We start from the raw sequence: 17150 nt of genomic DNA on the forward strand, positions 1-17150 counted from the left end.
GTCCGTTCTGCCCCCTCCACGAGGTCCGTACGACCGCGGTGGGCCGGGCGCCCGCTCAGTACGACTTCGGCAGGCCCAGGGTCTGGTGGGAGACGTAGTTGAGGATCATCTCCCGGCTGACGGGGGCGATCCGGGCCACCCGGGCGGCCGTGATCAGCCGCGCCAGCCCGTACTCGGCGGTCAGGCCGTTGCCGCCGAGGGTGTGCACGGCCTGGTCCACCGCCTTCACCGCCGCCTCACCGGCCGCGTACTTGGCCATGTTGGCGGCCTCGCCCGCGCTCGCGTCATCGCCCGCGTCGTACAGGTACGCCGCCTTCGCCATCATCAGCCGGGCCAGCTCCAGCTCGATATGGGCCTGGGCAAGGGGGTGGGCCACCGCCTGGTGGGCGCCTATGGGCTCCTTCCACACCTGGCGGGTACGGGCGTAGTCCACGGCCTTGTCGAGCGCGTAGCGGCCCATCCCCAGCGCGAACGCCGCCGTCATGATGCGCTCCGGGTTGAGCCCCGCGAACAGCTGGAGCAGCCCGGCGTCCTCGTCGCCCACCAGCGCGTCGGCGGGCAGCCGCACATCGTCGATCACCAGCTCGAACTGCTTCTCCGCCGCGGACAGTTCCATGGGGATGTGGTGGTAAGAGAAGCCGTGGGTCTCGCGCGGGACGATGAACAGGCAGGGCTTGAGCTTCCCGGTCCTGGCGTCCTCGGTGCGGCCGACGACCAGGATCGCGTCCGCGGTGTCCACACCGGTGATGAAGACCTTACGGCCGTTGAGTATCCAGCCGCCGTCCTCCTCCCGGCGGGCGGTGGTGGTGATGCGGTGCGAATTGGACCCGGCGTCGGGCTCGGTGATGCCGAAGGCCATAGTGATGCTGCCGTCGGCCAGACCGGGCAGCCAGCGCTCCTTCTGCCCGGCGGTGCCGAACCGGGCGATGACGGTGCCGCAGATGGCGGGCGAGACGACCAGCATGAGCAGCGGGCAGCCCGCTGCGCCCAGCTCCTCCAGGACGATGGACAGCTCGGTGATGCCGCCGCCCCCGCCGCCGTACTCCTCGGGGAGGTTGACGCCGAGATAGCCCAGTTTGCCTGCCTCGGCCCACAGTTCGGGGATGCCCTCGCCCTCCTGCGGGCCGCCCGGGGCGTGCCCCTTGGCGAAGGACGACACCGCGGCGCGTAGCGCCACGCGCTCCGGGGTGTCCACCGGCGTGTGCGGGCTGGTCATGGACGGCTCCTCCCACTTGCGATGCGTTGCGCGGGCCGCGCTGTGCCGCGCGGCCCGGACGGTCCGTGCGATGTGCGGGACTTCGTCACTCCTCCGCCGTCACGACGGCGAGCAGGGCTCCGACCTCGACCTGGTGGCCGGGGGTGGCGTGCAGGGCGGTGAGCACCCCGGCGGCGGGCGCCGTGACGCGGTGCTCCATCTTCATGGCCTCCAGCCACAGCAGAGGCTGCCCGGCCTCGACCCGGTCCCCGGCCTTCACCCCGGCGACCCGGACCACGGTGCCCGGCATGGGCGCCAGGAGAGAGCCCGGTTCGGTGCGGGCGGTGGGGTCGGGGAAGCGGGGCAGCGCGGTGAACACATGGCAGCCCTGGGGCGTGTCGACATAGCGGCGGTCCCCATAGGCCGTCACCTCGAACGTCCGCCGGACCCCGGCCACATCGAGGACGACCCGCGCCGGGGTGGCGGCCTGCCCGGGGTCGGCGCCCGGTCCCGGGCCGGTGACCGGCCGCGGCCCGGCACCCGGCTTGGGCTCGGCACCCAGCGTCGGCTCAGTGCCCCGCCGCGCCGCAGTGCCCCGCCGCGCCGCAGTGCCCCGCCCCGGCTCGGCGCTCAGCAGCCGGACCTCGGGGAAGTCCTCCGCGAGCAGCCCGTCGCGGGTGAGGCGGTAGCGCACCTCGTGCTCCGTGCCGTCCGGTTCGGCGCGGTAGCTCCTCAGCTGCGGCTGGGAGGGCACATTGCGCCAGCCGCCCAGCCGCCCGGCCACCGTCGTGGTCGCGGGCCGCCGCGCCGCGTCGGCCAGGGCGGCGGCGAGGGCGGCGAGCCGGGCCGCCTCGTCGTCATCGGAGGCGGCGGCGGTGAGTTCGGGCAGATGGCGTTCGAGGAAGCCGGTGTCCATACGGGCGGCCTCGAACTCCGGGTGGCGCAGGGCCCGTACGAGCAGCTCCCGATTGGTCACCGGGCCGTGGATCCGGGCCCGCTCCAGCCCATGGGCGAGCCGCCGCACGGCCTCGGCCCGGGTGGGGGCGACCGCGATGACCTTGGCCAGCATCGGGTCGTAGTGGACGCCGATCGCGTCCCCGTCGGCCGGCCCCGCGTCGACCCGCAGCCCGGCGACCTCCAGACGGTGCAGGACGCCCGTCTGCGGCCGCCAGTCGCGCGCCGGGTCCTCGGCGTACAGCCGCGCCTCCACGGCGTGCCCACGGGCCGCCGGGGGCTCCGGGTCGAGGGGCTCCCCCTCGGCAATCCGCAGCTGGAGCGCCACCAGGTCCAGGCCGTGGATCTCCTCGGTGACCGGATGCTCGACCTGGAGGCGGGTGTTCATCTCCAGGAAGTACGCCCGCCCCGCGGGCGAGACCAGGAACTCCACCGTGCCCGCGCCCTCGTAGCCGATGGCGTGCGCCGCGTTCGCCGCCGACTCGGCCAGGGTCCGCCGCAGTTCCCCGTCCAGCCCGGGGGCCGGGGCCTCCTCGATGACCTTCTGGTGGCGGCGCTGGAGTGAGCAGTCGCGGGTGCCGAGCGTCCATACGGTGCCGTGGGTGTCGGCGAGCACCTGGACCTCGACATGGCGGGCGCCCTCCATATAGGGCTCCACGAAGATCTCACCGTCGCCGAAGGCGGAGGCCGCCTCGGCGCGGGCGGAGTCGAGTTCGGCAGGAAGCGCGTCGAGTTCGCGGACCACCCGCATACCACGACCGCCGCCGCCCGCCGCCGCCTTGACCAGCACGGGCAGATCACCGGCGGTGACCTCGGCCGGGTCGATCGGATCGAGCAGCGGTACGCCCGCCTTGCGCATGATCTCCTTGGCGCGGGTCTTGGAGGCCATGGCCTCCATCGCCTCGGGCGGCGGCCCCACCCACACCAGCCCCGCACCCCTTACGGCGCGCGCGAAGTCGGCGTGCTCGGAGAGGAAGCCATAGCCGGGATGGACGGCGTCGGCCCCGGCGGCCAGGGCGGCCTCGACGAGGAGATCACCGCGCAGATAGGTGTCGGCCGGGGCGTCGCCCGGCAGCCTTACGGCGGCGTCGGCCTCGCCCGCGTGGGGCGCGCCGGCGTCCGCGTCGGAGTGCACCGCGACGGTGGCGATGCCGAGGTCACGGCAGGTGCGGAAGACACGCCGCGCTATCTCGGCGCGGTTGGCGACCAGGAGGGAACGGATCACGGGGTTCCTCACTCACATCCGGAAGACGCCGAAGCGAAACCACCGCACACGACCCGCACCAACGCGGTGTGCGAGGCGAGCGAACAGGCGGACACACGGACACAGCTCACGGGTTCCTCACTCACATCCGAAAGACGCCGAAGCGAAACCACCGCACACGACCCGCACCAACACGGCGCGCGAGACGAGCGAACAGGCGGACACACAGACACAGCTCACGGGTTCCTCACTCACATCCGAAAGACACCGAAGCGAAACCACCGCACACGACCCGCACCAACACGGCGCGCGAGACGAGCGAACAGGCGGACACACAGACACAGCTCACGGGTTCCTCACTCACATCCGAAAGACACCGAAGCCACCGCGCGCGCCCTCGACCGGCGCGGTGTGCAGGGCGGACAGACACAGGCCGAGCACGGTGCGGGTGTCGCGGGGGTCGATGACGCCGTCGTCGTAGAGCCGCCCGGAGAGGAAGAGCGGCAGCGACTCGGACTCGATCTGCTGCTCCACCATGGCGCGCAGCGCCGCATCGGCCTCCTCGTCGTACGGCTGCCCCTTGGCGGCCGCCGACTGCCGGGCGACGATCGACATCACCCCGGCGAGCTGCTGCGGGCCCATCACGGCCGATTTGGCGCTGGGCCAGGCGAAGAGGAAGCGGGGGTCGTACGCCCGGCCGCACATCCCGTAGTGACCGGCGCCGTACGAGGCGCCGATGAGCACGGACAGATGCGGGACGCGGGAGTTGGAGACCGCGTTGATCATCATGGCGCCGTGCTTGATGATCCCGCCCTGCTCGTAGTCGCGGCCGACCATGTAGCCGGTGGTGTTGTGCAGGAAGAGCAGCGGGATGTCGCGCTGGTTGGCCAGCTGGATGAACTGCGCGGCCTTCTGGGACTCCTCGCTGAACAGCACCCCCTGGGCGTTGGCGAGTATGCCGATCGGATAGCCGTGCAGCGCGGCCCAGCCGGTGGCCAGGCTGCGCCCGTACAGCGGCTTGAACTCGCCGAAGTCCGAACCGTCCACGATCCGGGCGATCACCTCGCGTGGATCGAAGGGGATCTTGAGATCGCCGGGGACGATGCCGAGCAGCTCCTCGGCGTCGTACTTCGGCGGCTCGGCGGGCCCCGGATCGGGGTGCGCCTTGCGCCAGTTGAGGCGGGCGACGACCTGGCGGGCCTGGCGCAGCGCGTCGGCCTCGTCGGCGGCGAAGTAGTCGGCGAGGCCGGAGGTGCGGGCGTGCATCTCGGCGCCGCCCAGCGATTCGTCGTCGCTCTCCTCGCCGGTGGCCATCTTCACCAGCGGCGGACCGCCCAGGAAGACCTTGGAGCGCTCCTTGACCATGATCACGTGGTCGGACATCCCGGGGATGTACGCGCCTCCGGCGGTGGAGTTGCCGAAGACCACGGCGATCGTGGGGATTCCGGCGGCGGACAGCCTGGTCAGATCGCGGAACATCGCCCCGCCGGGGATGAAGATCTCCTTCTGGGACGGGAGATCGGCGCCGCCGGACTCGACCAGGCTGACCAGCGGAAGCCGATTGGCGCGGGCGATCTCATGGGCGCGCAGCGACTTCTTGAGCGTCCAGGGGTTGCTGGCCCCGCCGCGTACGGTCGGGTCGTTGGCGCTGATCAGGCACTCCACACCGGAGATCACCCCGATCCCGGTGACGACCGAGGCCCCCACCGGATAGTCGCTGCCCCAGGCGGCCAGCGGCGACAGCTCCAGGAAGGGGGTGTCGGGGTCCAGCAGCATCTCGATCCGCTCGCGGACCAGCAGCTTGCCGCGCTTGCGATGGCGCTGGACGTATTTCTCACCGCCCCCGGCGAGCGCCTTGGCGTGCTCCCCCTCCAACTCGGCGAGCTTGGCGAGCATCGCTTCCCGATGGGCCGTGTGGTCGGCGCCGGCGGGGTCGAGCGCGGACGCGAGCACGGTCACCGCGATACCTCCGGTATGTCCAGGCGGCGAGAGGGCGGCCCATCGCCGACGGCTGCGGCCGGGAGGCCGGAACGGGGGGTCAAAGCAGTACCTCCGGTATGTCCAGATGGCGTGAGCGCAGCCATTCGCCGACGGCCTTGGCCTGGGGGTCGAAACGGGCCTGCGCGGCGACGCCCTCGCCGAGCAGGCCGTCCACGACGAAGTTCAGGGCCCGCAGCCGGGGCAGCGGATGGCGGGTGATGTTCAGCGGGGCCGTCTCCGGGAGCAGCTCCCGCAGCCGGTCGACGGTCAGGGTGTGGGCCAGCCAGCGCCAGGCGTCCTCACCGCGCGCCCAGACGCCGATGTTGGCGCTGCCGCCCTTGTCGCCGCTGCGGGCCCCGGCGACCGCGCCGAGCGGGGCGCGGCGGGTCGGCCCCGGCGGAAGCGGCGGCGGCAACGGCGGGGCCAACGGTGGCGGGGGCTCAGGCACCGGGCCCCCGGCGGCGGGCGAGGCGGGGGCCGGTGGGATGGTCCGTCGGGTGCCGTCGGGCAGTACGGCGGTGTGCGGCACGGTGTCGGCCGGGGTGGCCACGGCCTCGAAAACGCCGTAAGGGGAGCCCTTTCCGGGCGGGGCGGTCACATGGAAGCCGGGGTAGCTGGCGAGGGCCAGTTCGACGGCCGCGCCGCTGATCACCCGCCCCACCGCGGCCGGATCCCGGTCGCGGACCACCAGCCGCAGCAGCGCGCTCGCCTCCTCCTGCACGGCCGCGTCCGGGTGGTCGGTACGGGAGAGGGTCCAGCGGACCTCGGCGGGGCGGCGCTTGTTCATCGCCCCCTCCATCTGCTCCCGTACGAGCGCCGCCTTGGCCTCGATGTCCAGGCCGGTGAGCACGAACACCACCTCGTTGCGGTGGCCGCCCAGCCGCGTCAGCCCGGTCTTGAGCGTGCGGGGCGGCGCCTCGCCCCGCACGCCGTGGACGCGCACCCGGTCCGGGCCGTCCGGTGTGAGCCGCACCGAGTCCAGCCGGGCGGTGACGTCCGGGCCCGGATAGCGGGCACCCGCCGTCTCGTAGAGGAGTTGGGCGGTGACGGTCCCGACCGTGACGGCGCCGCCGGTGTGTGGATGCTTGGTGATCACACTGGAGCCGTCGGCCTGGATCTCGGCGAGGGGGAAGCCGGGGCGGCGGACGTCGTGCTCGGCGAAGAAGGAGTAGTTGCCGCCGGTCGCCTGGGTGCCGCACTCCAGGATGTGCCCGGCGACCACGGCCCCGGCGAGCGCGTCCCAGTCGTCGGCCGCCCATCCGAAGTGCGCCGCGGCCGGACCCGTCACCAGCGCGGCGTCCGTCACCCGCCCGGTGACCACCACATCCGCGCCGCCCCGCAGACAGGCCGTGATCCCGGCGCCGCCGAGATACGCGTTGGCGGTGACCACGCCCGGCCCCCAGTCGCGGGCGCCCAGGAGGTCATCACCCTCGACATGGGCCACCCGGCACTCGATGCCGAGCCGATCGGCAAGACCGCGGATCGCGTCGGCCAGCCCGGCCGGGTTGAGCCCGCCCGCGTTGGTCACGAGCCGCACACCGCGCTCCATGGCGAGCCCCAGGGTGTCCTCGAGCTGACGCAGAAAGGTCGTCGCATAGCCGCGCCCCGGGTCCTTGGCACGGTCCCGGCCCAGGATGAGCATGGTCAGCTCGGCGAGATAGTCACCGGTCAACACGTCGAGGGGACCACCGGTGAGCATCTCGCGCACCGCGTCGAAGCGATCGCCGTAGAAGCCGGAGGCGTTGCCGATCCGGAGCGGTGAGGACGCCGCCGTCACCGGTCGCCTCCCGCGGAGTCGCCCGCCGGGCGGTCACCGAGCGGACTGCCACCGGTCGGACTGCCACCGGTGGCACTGTCACCTGACGGGCTACCGCCCGCCGTATGGCCCGTCCGCTGTCCCGGGGCGCGGCCCTTGCCGGGTGGGCCCGCGAACGCCTGGGCGATGTCCAGCCAGCGGTCCGTGTCCGGCCCTTCGGCCCGTAGGGCCAGGTCGTCACGGTGCGCCCGCTGGGTCACCAGCAGGCAGAAGTCCAGCGCGGGCCCGGTCACCCGCTGGGCCGCGTCCTCCGGCCCGTACGTCCACAACTCCCCGTCCGGGGCGGTGAGCTCGACCCGGAACTCGTCGGCGGGCGGCTCCATCCCCCGCGCGGCGTACGCGTAGCCCCGCGCCCGGACCCCGATCCGGGCCACATGGCGCAGCCGGGCGGTGGGGGCCCGGGGCACGCCCAGCGCGTCGGCGACGTCCTGGCCGTGCGCCCAGGTCTCCATCAGCCGGGCGGTCGCCATGGACATCACGCTCATCGGCGGCCCGTACCACGGCAGCCGGGCGCGCGACGGCTGTGCGGCCAGCGTCCGGCGCAGCCGTTCCCGCCCCTCGCGCCACCGGCGCAGCAGCACCTCGGGCGGCTCGGCCGCCCCACGCTCCGCGCCCTCGTCCACGAACGCGTCCGGAGCGGCCCACGCCCGGCGCACCTCGTCGGCGAACCCCTGGGGGTCCTCGGCGGCTTGTACGGCCCGCTCGTCGGTCCACGCGAGATGGGCGATCTGGTGGGCGATGGTCCACCCGGGCGCGGGCGTCGCGGTACGCCACGCCGCGCCCCCGAGCCCGGCCACCAGGCCGTCCAACTCGTCCCCCTCCGCCCGCAGATCGCCGAGCAGAGCCTCCGTCTCGGACACGCGTCGCTCCCGTCGTCGGGCCAGCCGTGTGTCGGCTTCTCCATGTCTCGTCGACGCCTCTTGTCGACGTCTCGTCGAGCGAGGGTGGCAGCGCGGCAAGAAACAATCAAGCACGCTTGCATGATTCAGCCGGTTGGGAGGGGCGAATGGGGCGCGCTCGGGCGATGCGGGCTGAGCTATTCGGCTCGATGGGACGCGGCTTGGCCGACCAGCGCGTGTGAGGCGGCCGGCTTCGTCACCAGCCGCCCCGCTCGGCAACCGCGAACGGTCCGCCTTACGGCAGCCGTTCCGCCAGGATCTCTGCCAGGTGGCGTCCCTTCAGGCCCGCCAGTTGGTTCAGCTGGGTGCGGCAGGAGTAGCCGTCCGCCAGGACCTCCGTGCCGGGTTCCGCTGTCCTTACGGATGGCAGCAGTTGCTCCTCGGCGCAGGCCACCGAGACCTCGTAGTGCCCGTCTTCGAAGCCGAAGTTGCCTGCCAGACCGCAGCAGCCGCCGCTCAACGCGCCCGTAAGGCCCGCACGTTCGCGTAGGCGGCGCTCGGCGGCGTCGCCGAGGACGGCGTGCTGGTGGCAGTGGGTCTGGCCGACCACGGGACGGTCCACCCTCGGCGGCTGCCAATCGGGGGCGTACCGCTCCAGCGCCTGGGCGAACGTCGACACGGACTCGGCCAGCCGCGCGGCGCGCGGGTCGCCGCCGAGGAGTTCGGGGAGGTCGGTGCGGAGGGCGGCGGTGCAACTGGGTTCGAGGCCGACGACGGGTAGCCCGGCGTCCAGAGCCGGGGCCATGACGTCCAGGGTGCGCCGCATGACCGCGCGGGCGCGGTCGAGTTGTCCGGTGGAGACCCAGGTCAGGCCGCAGCAGACCGGTTTGGGCGGGACGACCACCCGTAGCCCGGCCGCCTCCAGTACGGCGACCGCCGACCGGCCGGCGGACGGGGAGAGGTGATTGGTGAAGGTGTCCGGCCACAGGACGACGGTCCGCCCGTGCCCGGCCGCCTGGTCCGGGGCCGCGGGCCCTGCCGGTCCCTCCGTGACACGGCCCGCCCCCTGGTCCGGGTACGCGGGTCCTGCCGGTCCCTCCGTGACACGGCCCGCGCCCCGGCCCAGGGCCGCCGCCCCCGCTGTCTGGTCCGCGGCCGCCCGTCCCGCCGGGGCCGCCCGTTCCGCCGTAGCGCCCCCGGCCCCGCCCAGGAGTCCGCCGGGCCGCCGCCACCCCGATCCAGCCCCGGATCCAGCCCCGGTTCCGGCCCCGGGCCTCGCCCCGGGCCTCGCCCCGGGCTCGGCGCTCCGCGCCGCCGCCGCGCGGGTTCGCTCTCGCCACCACCGGGTGAAGGGCTCGCGGGCCAGTTCCGGGATGTCTCGTTCGGGGGCGATGCCGCCCATGCGCTTGGCCAGGGTGGCGAGCGGGCTCACCCCGGCCAGTGCGTTGAGCACGGGGGCCGACCGCAGGGCGGCGGCGGCGCGCAGCCAGACCGGCAGCCAGCCCATCGAGTAGTGCGCGGCGGGGCGCACCCGGCCCTCGTAGTGGTGGTGCAGGAACTCCGCCTTGTAGGTGGCCATGTCGACCTCCACCGGGCAGTCGCTGCGGCAGCCCTTGCAGGACAGGCACAGGTCGAGCGCGTCCCGTACCTCTTCCGAGCGCCAGCCGTCCTGGACGACCTCGCCCGCGAGCATCTCGTGCAGCAGCCGGGCGCGGCCGCGCGTGGAGTGCTTCTCCTCGCCGGTGGCACGGTACGACGGGCACATCACGCCGTCGCCTGACACCGACTCGTTACGGCACTTGGCGACGCCCACACAGCGCCGGACGGCCGCCGAGAAGTCGCCCTTGTCGTGCGGATAGCCGAATTCCACGTCGACCGGGCGCCTGGGCAGCGGATCGAAGCGCAGGTTCTGGTCCAGGCGCTGCGGGCGGGCCAGGACGCCGGGGTTGAGGCCGCCCTCCGGGTCCCACAGGTCCTTGAAGCGGGAGAAGAGGCCGACCATCTCCTGCCCGTACATCCGCGGCAGCAGCTCGGCGCGGCCCAGCCCGTCGCCGTGTTCGCCGGAGAGCGAGCCGCCGTGGGCGACGACGAGGTCGGCGAGGTCGGAGGAGAAGGCGCGGAAGATCCGGATCCCGGGCTCGGTCAGCAGGTCGAAGTCGATGCGGACGTGGATGCAGCCGTCCCCGAAGTGCCCGTACGGCGTGCCGCGCAGCCCGTGCTGGGCCATCAGGGCGCGGAAGTCGCGCAGATACGCGCCGAGCCGGGGCGGCGGCACCGCGCAGTCCTCCCAGCCGGGCCATGCCTCGCCGCTGTCCTCCCTGCCCGGAATACGCAGTCGGGTGGCGGTCCCGGAGGCGTCCTCGCGCACCCGCCACAGGGCGCGCTGCCCGGCCGGGTCGGCGACGACGGTGTGGCCCATGGTGGCCTCGGCAGCGGCGCGGGCCACCTCCTGGGCGCGGGAGAGCGCCTCCTCGCGGGTGGCGCCGCCGACCTCCACGAACAGCCAGGCGCCGCCCTTGGGCAGCCCGGTCGTCCCGGCGACCAGATCGGCGGCCATGCCCTCGACGGTCAGCGGACCGTACGGCAGCAGGGTGTGCGCGGCCTCGGCGGCCGCGCTCTCGTCGGGGTAGCCGAGCACGGCGAGGGCGCGGGCGCCGGGCGCCTCCACCAGCCTTACGGTCGCCTCGGTCACCACGCCGAGGGTGCCCTCGCTGCCGGTGAGGGCGCGGGCCAGGTCGGCATTCTTCTCGGGCAGCAGCTCGTCCAGGGCGTAGCCGGAGATCCGGCGGGGCAGCTCGGGGAAGCCGGTGCGCAGCAGGGCCAGATGCTGGCCGGCCAGGGACCGTATGCCGTCACGGAGCCGGGCGGGCAGGTCATGAAGGCCCTGGGCGGCGCGCACCCGCTCCCCGCCGTAGGTGAGGACGTCCAGCTCGTGGACGTTGTCGGCGGTGGTGCCCCAGGCCACGGAGTGGGAGCCGCAGGAGTTGTTGCCGATCATGCCGCCGAGGGTGCAGCGGCTGTGGGTGGACGGGTCGGGGCCGAAGGTCAGCCCATGGGCGCCGGCCGCCTTACGGAGGTCATCGAGGATCACGCCCGGCTGGACGACGGCGGTCCGCCCCTCGGGGTCGAGCGAGCGGACGCTCCGCATATGGCGGGTGAAGTCGAGGACGACGCCGAGCCCGGTGGCCTGACCGGCGATGGAGGTCCCGGCGCCGCGGGCGACCACCGGCACCCCGCGCTGCCGGCACACGGCCAGCACCGCCGCCACATCGTCGGCGTCGCGGGGCGCGACCACCCCGGCGGGCACCCGCCGGTAGTTCGACGCGTCCATGGTCATCAGCGCCCGGCTCGCCGTATCGAAGGACACGTCCCCGCCGACGGCCCGTCGCAGCGCCTGCTCCAGCTCGTCTGCCTGGTGATCAGCCATGCCTCCATGGTCCACGGCGAGCGGGCAGTTGAGAATGTCCAATTCCGATTCATGGTCGACTCGGGGCCGCCATGCTCCGCGATCGCCCCCCATACCGGCACAAGATCGCGTCCTGTACCGACACAGCTCGCGCTCCATACCGGCACCGGCTCGAGCGCCAATCGAATGTGGACACACCGTCTCAGCCGCTGGACGGAGGGTCGGACGGCTGGGGCCGACGGATTAGGCTTCGGCTCGTGGCTGAGATCCGGATTCCCGATGACATCAAGCCCGCCGACGGACGCTTCGGCTCGGGCCCCTCCAAGGTGCGCACCGAGGCGCTCAGCGCCCTGGCCGCGACCGGAAGCTCCCTGCTCGGCACCTCCCACCGCCAGGCCCCGGTGAAGAACCTGGTCGGCGAGGTGCGGGAGGGCGTGCGCGAGCTGTTCCAACTCCCCGAGGGGTACGAGGTCATCCTGGGCAACGGCGGTTCCACCGCCTTCTGGGACATCGCGACCCACGGGCTGATCGACTCCAAGTCCCAGCATCTGTCCTTCGGCGAGTTCTCCTCGAAGTTCGCCAAGGCGGCGAAGCTGGCGCCGTGGCTGGAGGAGCCCACGGTGATCTCCTCCGACCCCGGCACCCACCCGGAGCCGCGAGCCGAGAGCGGCACCGACGTCTACGCCTTCACCCACAACGAGACCTCCACCGGTGTGGCCATGCCCATCCAGCGGGTGGCCGGCGCCGACGAGGGCGCGCTGGTGCTGGTGGACGCGACCTCCGGGGCGGGCGGTCTGCCGATCGACATCGCCGAGACGGACGTCTACTACTTCGCCCCGCAGAAGTCCTTCGCGGCGGACGGCGGTCTGTGGCTCGGCGTGTTCTCGCCCGCCGCGCTGGAGCGTGCCGCCCGGATCCACGCCTCCGGCCGGCACGTCCCCGAGTTCTTCTCGCTGCCGACCGCGATCGACAACTCGCTCAAGAACCAGACGTACAACACCCCGGCGCTTGCGACGCTCTTCCTGCTCGACGACCAGCTCAAGTGGATCAATGGACAGGGCGGTCTGGACTGGGCGGTCCGGCGCACCGCGACCTCGTCGCGCACGCTGTACGGCTGGGCCGAGGAGTCCAAGTTCGCCACCCCGTTCGTGACCGACCCGGCCAAGCGGTCGCAGGTCGTCGGCACGATCGACTTCAACGACGAGATCGACGCCGCCGCGGTCGCCAAGGCGCTGCGGGCCAATGGCATCGTGGACACCGAGCCGTACCGCAAGCTGGGCCGCAACCAGCTGCGGGTGGCGATGTTCCCGGCCGTCGACCCGGCGGACGTCCAGGCGCTGACGGCGTGCGTGGACTACGTCATCGAGCACCTCTGAGGCGTTCCCGAGCCCGTGTGAAGGGGCCCGCGGCCGACCACCGGCCGCGGGCCCCTTCACATACGCCGGAGATCGGGATCAGCTCCGGCGGAAGAGCCTGCGCAGGCCGAGGAAGACGATCAGCGCACCGGCGAAGGTGAGCCCGACCTTGACCAGATTGCCGTTCTTCTCGTCGTGGGTGAACTTGCCGTCGACCCGATCGGAGTACTCCCCGTTCTTCTTCTGCTCCTTCGCCGTGGCGTCCGGCAGGAGCTCCCCGCCGAGGTCCACCGGCGTCACCTTGGAGCCCGCGCCCTCGGTGCCGTACATGAGGGTGCCGCCGTCGGGGGTGAACGTGACCGACTCGCCCTGCCGCTGGAGCGGCAGCCCCGGGTCCTGGTCGAGCCGCGTCGGCTTTCCGTCCCGCCAGCGGTACTCGGCGGCCGAGAAATAGCCGCGGAGCACCAGCCGGGTGCCGTCCGGCGAGAACGCCCCGTCCGTGACCTCCAGGTCGAGGTCGGAGACCCGCCGAAAGACATTCACCCCCGAGGGGCTCAGCTTTTCCGGTCCGGCGTACAGCCCGCCGTCCTCGTCGCTCTTGCTGGCGATATAGACGCGGCCCGTCCCGGGGTGGACCATCAGCGCCTCGGCGTTGCGCGGCCCGCCCTGGTACTGCACGGTGAACTGGGTCGCGGTGACGGTGGTGTCCGCCAGCCGCTTCGGCTCGGGGAAGCGGTAGATCCACACATGGGACCACTGACCGCCCAGGTTGTCGCCGATGTCGCCGACGTAGATATTCCCGTCCCGCCCTATCGAGATCGCTTCCACATCGCGGGGATCCCCTATGCCGCGCAGGGTGACCCGTGCGACCGTCTTCCCGGTCCTGCCGTCGACGGCGTAGACGTACGGCCCGTCCGAGCTGTCGTTGTGCGTCCAGTAGACGCCGGGGTGGACTCGGCTCGCGGCGAGGCCGCTGGACTCGGTGATCCGTGGATCCTCGATCGTGAAGGGGGACGGCGACGACGAGTCACCGGCGGCGGCCGGGGCGGCTGCGGTCATGGCCAGCAGCGCGGCGGCACCGAGTACGAACGGAAGCGGACGCATGGGCCCAAGCCTGCCATCCCGCCGGAGGCGTACCGCGCCGGAACCACGCCGAGGGGCTCCCACCGGCCTCGCACGGCCTCTGCCCGGCCTGGTCGCCGCCTCCGCACGTCCTCCGGCGCGGACGACCCGCCGTACGGGCACAGCCGCCGTCCGGGCACGGCCACCATTCGGGAACGGCCACCGTACGGGCACGACCCGCTGTCCGGGCACGGCCTCCGTCCGGGCGAAACCCTCCGTCGGGTACGCCTCCGTCCGGGTACGCCTCCGACCGGGTACGCCTCCGTCCGGGCGAGACTTCCACCCGCCCATGAACCTCCGCCTCCACCCATGAACCCCACCCGGGCATGACTTCCGCGATCACGGGCAGATAACGTCTGTCAATTATTTGTGCGGACGGAGACCCCGAAATAACCCCGAGATTATTTGACCTCATCCGGGGATTATTTCGGCGAGAAATTTATCGGTCATTGGCGGCATAGCGGGCGGCGGCATTGCAATGCAGAAAGGCCCCGCTTACGGTCTGAGCCCATGAGCGAATACAGCCAGTCCTCTTATGCGCAAACCGCACCGGCCGCGCCGTCCAAGAAGATCGCGATCTTCGCGATCGTCGGCTCGGTCATAGCGCTGGTCGGCTCCATGGTGAACTGGGTGATCTCCGACGCCGAGGGCGCCACCGGCGGCATCAAGGGCACCGACGGCGACGGCATCATCACGCTGATCATCGCCCTGGTCGCGGCGATCTTGTTCATCGCCGCCATGGTCACCAAGAAGGCGGCGCTCTACCTGGTCGGCGGCGTTCTGGGGCTGGTCATGGCCATCGTCGCGGTCATCAACATGGCGGACCCCGAGCGGCTGGTCGTCCAGAAGCTGAAGGACGACGAGGGAGTGTCGCAGGAGGTCGCGGAGAAGGCGGCGGAGCAGGCCGCCAAGCTGTACGAAATGACCGCGGGACCGGGGCTCTACATGGTCCTGATCGGCGCGGTGGTGGCCCTGGCCCTCGGTGTTCTCGGCTTTATGAAGGCCCGCGCCGCCCGCTGATCCGGAAAGGGTGGTCGTATTCGGCTGCCATATTCGTTGATCGCTTTCGGTCGGCACATTCGACCGGAGCCCAGAAAAACCCCAAAGACGCCCGCTTTTTGACCGCACGGGGGGCCAAAAAGCGGGCCTTCGGGTTTTCCACGGTGAATTCCAGGACCGGCCGCCGCCGACGCCCCGGCCCAGCCCCCTTGATTAGAGCGCACTCCAACGGCTTGGCTGATCCCATGGAGTACACGCAGCTCGGACGCACAGGTCTCAAGGTCAGCCGAATCGTCCTCGGCACCATGAACTTCGGTCCGCAGACGGAGGAGGCCGACAGCCACTCGATCATGGATGCCGCGCTCGACGCGGGCATCAACTTCTTCGACACCGCCAATGTGTACGGCTGGGGCGAGAACAAGGGCCGCACCGAGGAAATCATCGGCAGCTGGTTCGCCAAGGGCGGCGGGCGGCGCGAGAAGACCGTCCTCGCGACCAAGGTGTACGCGAACATGGCCGCCGAGGGCGAGCCGTGGCCCAACACCGACAAGCTCTCGGCCGTCAACATCCGCCGGGCGGTGGACGCCAGCCTCAAGCGGCTCGGCACGGACCACATCGACCTCTACCAGTTCCACCACGTGGACCGCTCCACCCCGTGGGACGAGATCTGGCAGGCCATCGACGTCCTCGTCCAGCAGGGCAAGATCATCTACGCGGGCTCCTCCAACCACGCCGGCTGGCATATCGCCCAGGCCAATGAGGTCGCGGCCCGCCGCGGCTCGTACGGGCTGGTCAGCGAGCAGTGCCTGTACAACCTGGCCGAGCGCCGCGCCGAGATGGAAGTCATCCCGGCCGCACAGGGCTACGGCGTGGGCATCATCCCCTGGTCGCCGCTGCACGGCGGACTGCTCGGCGGCGCGCTCCGCAAGGAGCGCGAGGGCGGCGGATCGCGCAGCACATCGGGGCGCAGCGCCGACGCGCTGAAGAACCCGGCGGTGCGCGATCAGGTCCAGCGGTACGAGGACGCGCTGGCCAAGCACGACGTCGATCCCGGCGAGGCGGCCCTGGCCTGGCTGCTCACCCGGCCCGGGGTGACCGGTCCGATCGTGGGCCCGCGCACGGCCGAGCAGCTGGCGTCGGCGGTGCGCGCCGCGGAGCTGACGCTGAGCGAGGAGCTGCTGGCGGAGCTGGACGAGATCTTCCCGGGTCCGGGGCCGTCCCCGGAGGCGTTCGCCTGGTAGCCATGGGGCGACAGCCATCGAGGCGGTGGCCGGTGGCAGCCTGACAGCCGTCCGAGGCGGTAGCCGCTGGCGGCGACCAGCGAAGAGGGAGGCGTGGGCCGTGCGCGGCCCACGCCCCCTCCCGTTTCAGCCTCCTATGGCGGCCGCCGCGGCGACGACGACGAGAATCAGCACCAGCGCGCCGCTCATGATCATGTTTCTGGTCTTGGGGTCCACGAGTCGAGATTAGCCGGACGGCTCAGTGGCCCAGCGGCCAGGCCGCGATCGCCTCGTAACGCGGCTGCCGCCCGGGGACGCCCGGGTCCGGCGGATGGCTGCGCACCAGGCTGAGCTCGCCCACGGTCCACTCCTGGCTCGCGAAGTCGGCGAGCCCGTCGACGTACGGCGCGAGGCCGGTGGTGGGGCGGTGATGCGCCGAACGGGTACGGGCACGGGCGATGGTCAGATGCGGATGGTACGGACGGTGCCGGTCCATCGGGACCCCGGCCCGCCGTCCCCCCGCCTCGGCGGAGTCGGCCAGCCGCCGCATGGCCTCGCTGTCGCCGTCGACGCCCACCCACACCACCCGGTCGTCGAACCGGCCGCCGCCCGCGAGCCGCAACTCATGGGGGTGGTGCCGATGGGCGGCGCGGGCCAGCCGGGTGTGCAGTTCGGGCAGCACCTCCTCGGCCACCTCCCCGTAGAAGGCGAGCGTGAAGTGCCAGCCCTCCCGCTCGGTCCAGCGCAGCCCGTCCGCCCCCGGCAGCGCCCGGAGCGCCTCGACCCGCGCGGCCAGCTCGGCGACGGCCACGTCCGGCGGCAACACGGCGGCGAAGAGTCTCATCCGCCCAGTCTCGCGCACGGAGGTTCGGGAACTCAGCCGCTCGAGGGTTCGACCTCCGGGGTTGGGGAACCCAGCCCCACCGGCGTTCACCTCAACCCCTCCGTCGCTCAACCCAGCCCTTCCGGCGTGCAACCCAGCCCCTCCGGCGTTTGAGGAGCGGGGTCCGGGGCGGAGCCCCGGCGGGGGGCCGGGCCGAGGGGCGGAGCCCCGGCGGGG

At 72.5% G+C, this 17150-nt stretch carries 11 protein-coding genes; 3 read left to right on the forward strand and 8 right to left on the reverse strand.

Annotated features, from left to right (window positions below; all coding sequences use genetic code 11):
• Positions 1-55: 55 nt before the first annotated feature.
• The 6 genes from NQU54_RS09950 to NQU54_RS09975 all read right to left on the reverse strand — a co-directional run bounded on the left by NQU54_RS09950 (position 56) and on the right by NQU54_RS09975 (position 11415).
• Positions 56-1216, reverse strand: coding sequence for an acyl-CoA dehydrogenase family protein (locus NQU54_RS09950; RefSeq protein WP_079258023.1), 1161 nt, complete (start codon positions 1214-1216; stop codon positions 56-58).
• Between the two features lie 85 nt (positions 1217-1301).
• Positions 1302-3374: an ATP-binding protein gene (locus tag NQU54_RS09955; RefSeq protein ID WP_257630731.1), complete on the reverse strand. Its 2073-nt coding sequence runs from the start codon at positions 3372-3374 to the stop codon at positions 1302-1304.
• Between the two features lie 339 nt (positions 3375-3713).
• Positions 3714-5312: an acyl-CoA carboxylase subunit beta gene (locus tag NQU54_RS09960; RefSeq protein ID WP_257630732.1), complete on the reverse strand. Its 1599-nt coding sequence runs from the start codon at positions 5310-5312 to the stop codon at positions 3714-3716.
• Positions 5313-5391: 79 nt separating this feature from the next.
• On the reverse strand, positions 5392-7032 hold the full coding sequence (locus tag NQU54_RS09965; protein ID WP_257630762.1) for an acyclic terpene utilization AtuA family protein: 1641 nt from the start codon (positions 7030-7032) through the stop codon (positions 5392-5394).
• 74 nt (positions 7033-7106) lie between these two features.
• Positions 7107-8009 carry a TIGR03084 family metal-binding protein gene (locus NQU54_RS09970; RefSeq protein ID WP_257630733.1) on the reverse strand — a complete coding sequence of 301 codons (903 nt, stop codon included), beginning with the start codon at positions 8007-8009 and terminating at the stop codon, positions 7107-7109.
• Between the two features lie 274 nt (positions 8010-8283).
• Positions 8284-11415, reverse strand: coding sequence for an FAD-binding and (Fe-S)-binding domain-containing protein (locus NQU54_RS09975; RefSeq protein ID WP_257630734.1), 3132 nt, complete (start codon positions 11413-11415; stop codon positions 8284-8286).
• Positions 11416-11651: 236 nt separating this feature from the next.
• On the opposite strand from NQU54_RS09975, the gene serC reads away from it, so the two are divergent.
• Positions 11652-12770: a phosphoserine transaminase gene (gene serC / locus NQU54_RS09980; protein WP_257630735.1), complete on the forward strand. Its 1119-nt coding sequence runs from the start codon at positions 11652-11654 to the stop codon at positions 12768-12770.
• Between the two features lie 78 nt (positions 12771-12848).
• Here the strand turns inward: serC and NQU54_RS09985 are convergent, their stop codons facing one another.
• Entirely contained in the window at positions 12849-13853 is a 1005-nt protein-coding gene (locus NQU54_RS09985; RefSeq protein ID WP_257630736.1) for a hypothetical protein, read from the reverse strand.
• A 528-nt stretch (positions 13854-14381) separates the two neighbouring features.
• On the opposite strand from NQU54_RS09985, the gene NQU54_RS09990 reads away from it, so the two are divergent.
• Both NQU54_RS09990 and NQU54_RS09995 read left to right on the forward strand, forming a co-directional pair.
• Positions 14382-14891 (forward strand): hypothetical protein, encoded by a 510-nt coding sequence (locus tag NQU54_RS09990; RefSeq protein WP_257630737.1) that lies wholly within the window; start codon positions 14382-14384, stop codon positions 14889-14891.
• A gap of 224 nt (positions 14892-15115) precedes the next feature.
• On the forward strand, positions 15116-16111 hold the full coding sequence (locus NQU54_RS09995) for an aldo/keto reductase (RefSeq protein WP_257630738.1): 996 nt from the start codon (positions 15116-15118) through the stop codon (positions 16109-16111).
• A 238-nt stretch (positions 16112-16349) separates the two neighbouring features.
• Here the strand turns inward: NQU54_RS09995 and thpR are convergent, their stop codons facing one another.
• A complete protein-coding gene (thpR, locus tag NQU54_RS10000; protein ID WP_100806937.1) occupies positions 16350-16934 on the reverse strand; it encodes an RNA 2',3'-cyclic phosphodiesterase in 585 nt (194 codons plus the stop codon).
• Positions 16935-17150 lie beyond the last annotated feature (216 nt).

It is taken from the genome of Streptomyces malaysiensis subsp. samsunensis (genome assembly GCF_024519315.1).
Classification (GTDB): Bacteria; Actinomycetota; Actinomycetes; order Streptomycetales; family Streptomycetaceae; genus Streptomyces; species Streptomyces malaysiensis.

What these genes read in the sequence shown, in the direction of transcription:
- NQU54_RS09985 (WP_257630736.1), bottom strand. Translation starts at nt 13,853, where the DNA reads ATGCGTCCGCTTCCGTTCGTACTCGGTGCCGCCGCGCTGCTGGCCATG.
- NQU54_RS09950 (WP_079258023.1), bottom strand. Translation starts at nt 1,216, where the DNA reads ATGACCAGCCCGCACACGCCGGTGGACACCCCGGAGCGCGTGGCGCTA.
- NQU54_RS09990 (WP_257630737.1), top strand. Translation starts at nt 14,382, where the DNA reads ATGAGCGAATACAGCCAGTCCTCTTATGCGCAAACCGCACCGGCCGCG.
- thpR (WP_100806937.1), bottom strand. Translation starts at nt 16,934, where the DNA reads ATGAGACTCTTCGCCGCCGTGTTGCCGCCGGACGTGGCCGTCGCCGAG.
- NQU54_RS09965 (WP_257630762.1), bottom strand. Translation starts at nt 7,032, where the DNA reads ATGCTCACCGGTGGTCCCCTCGACGTGTTGACCGGTGACTATCTCGCC.
- NQU54_RS09975 (WP_257630734.1), bottom strand. Translation starts at nt 11,415, where the DNA reads ATGGCTGATCACCAGGCAGACGAGCTGGAGCAGGCGCTGCGACGGGCC.
- NQU54_RS09995 (WP_257630738.1), top strand. Translation starts at nt 15,116, where the DNA reads ATGGAGTACACGCAGCTCGGACGCACAGGTCTCAAGGTCAGCCGAATC.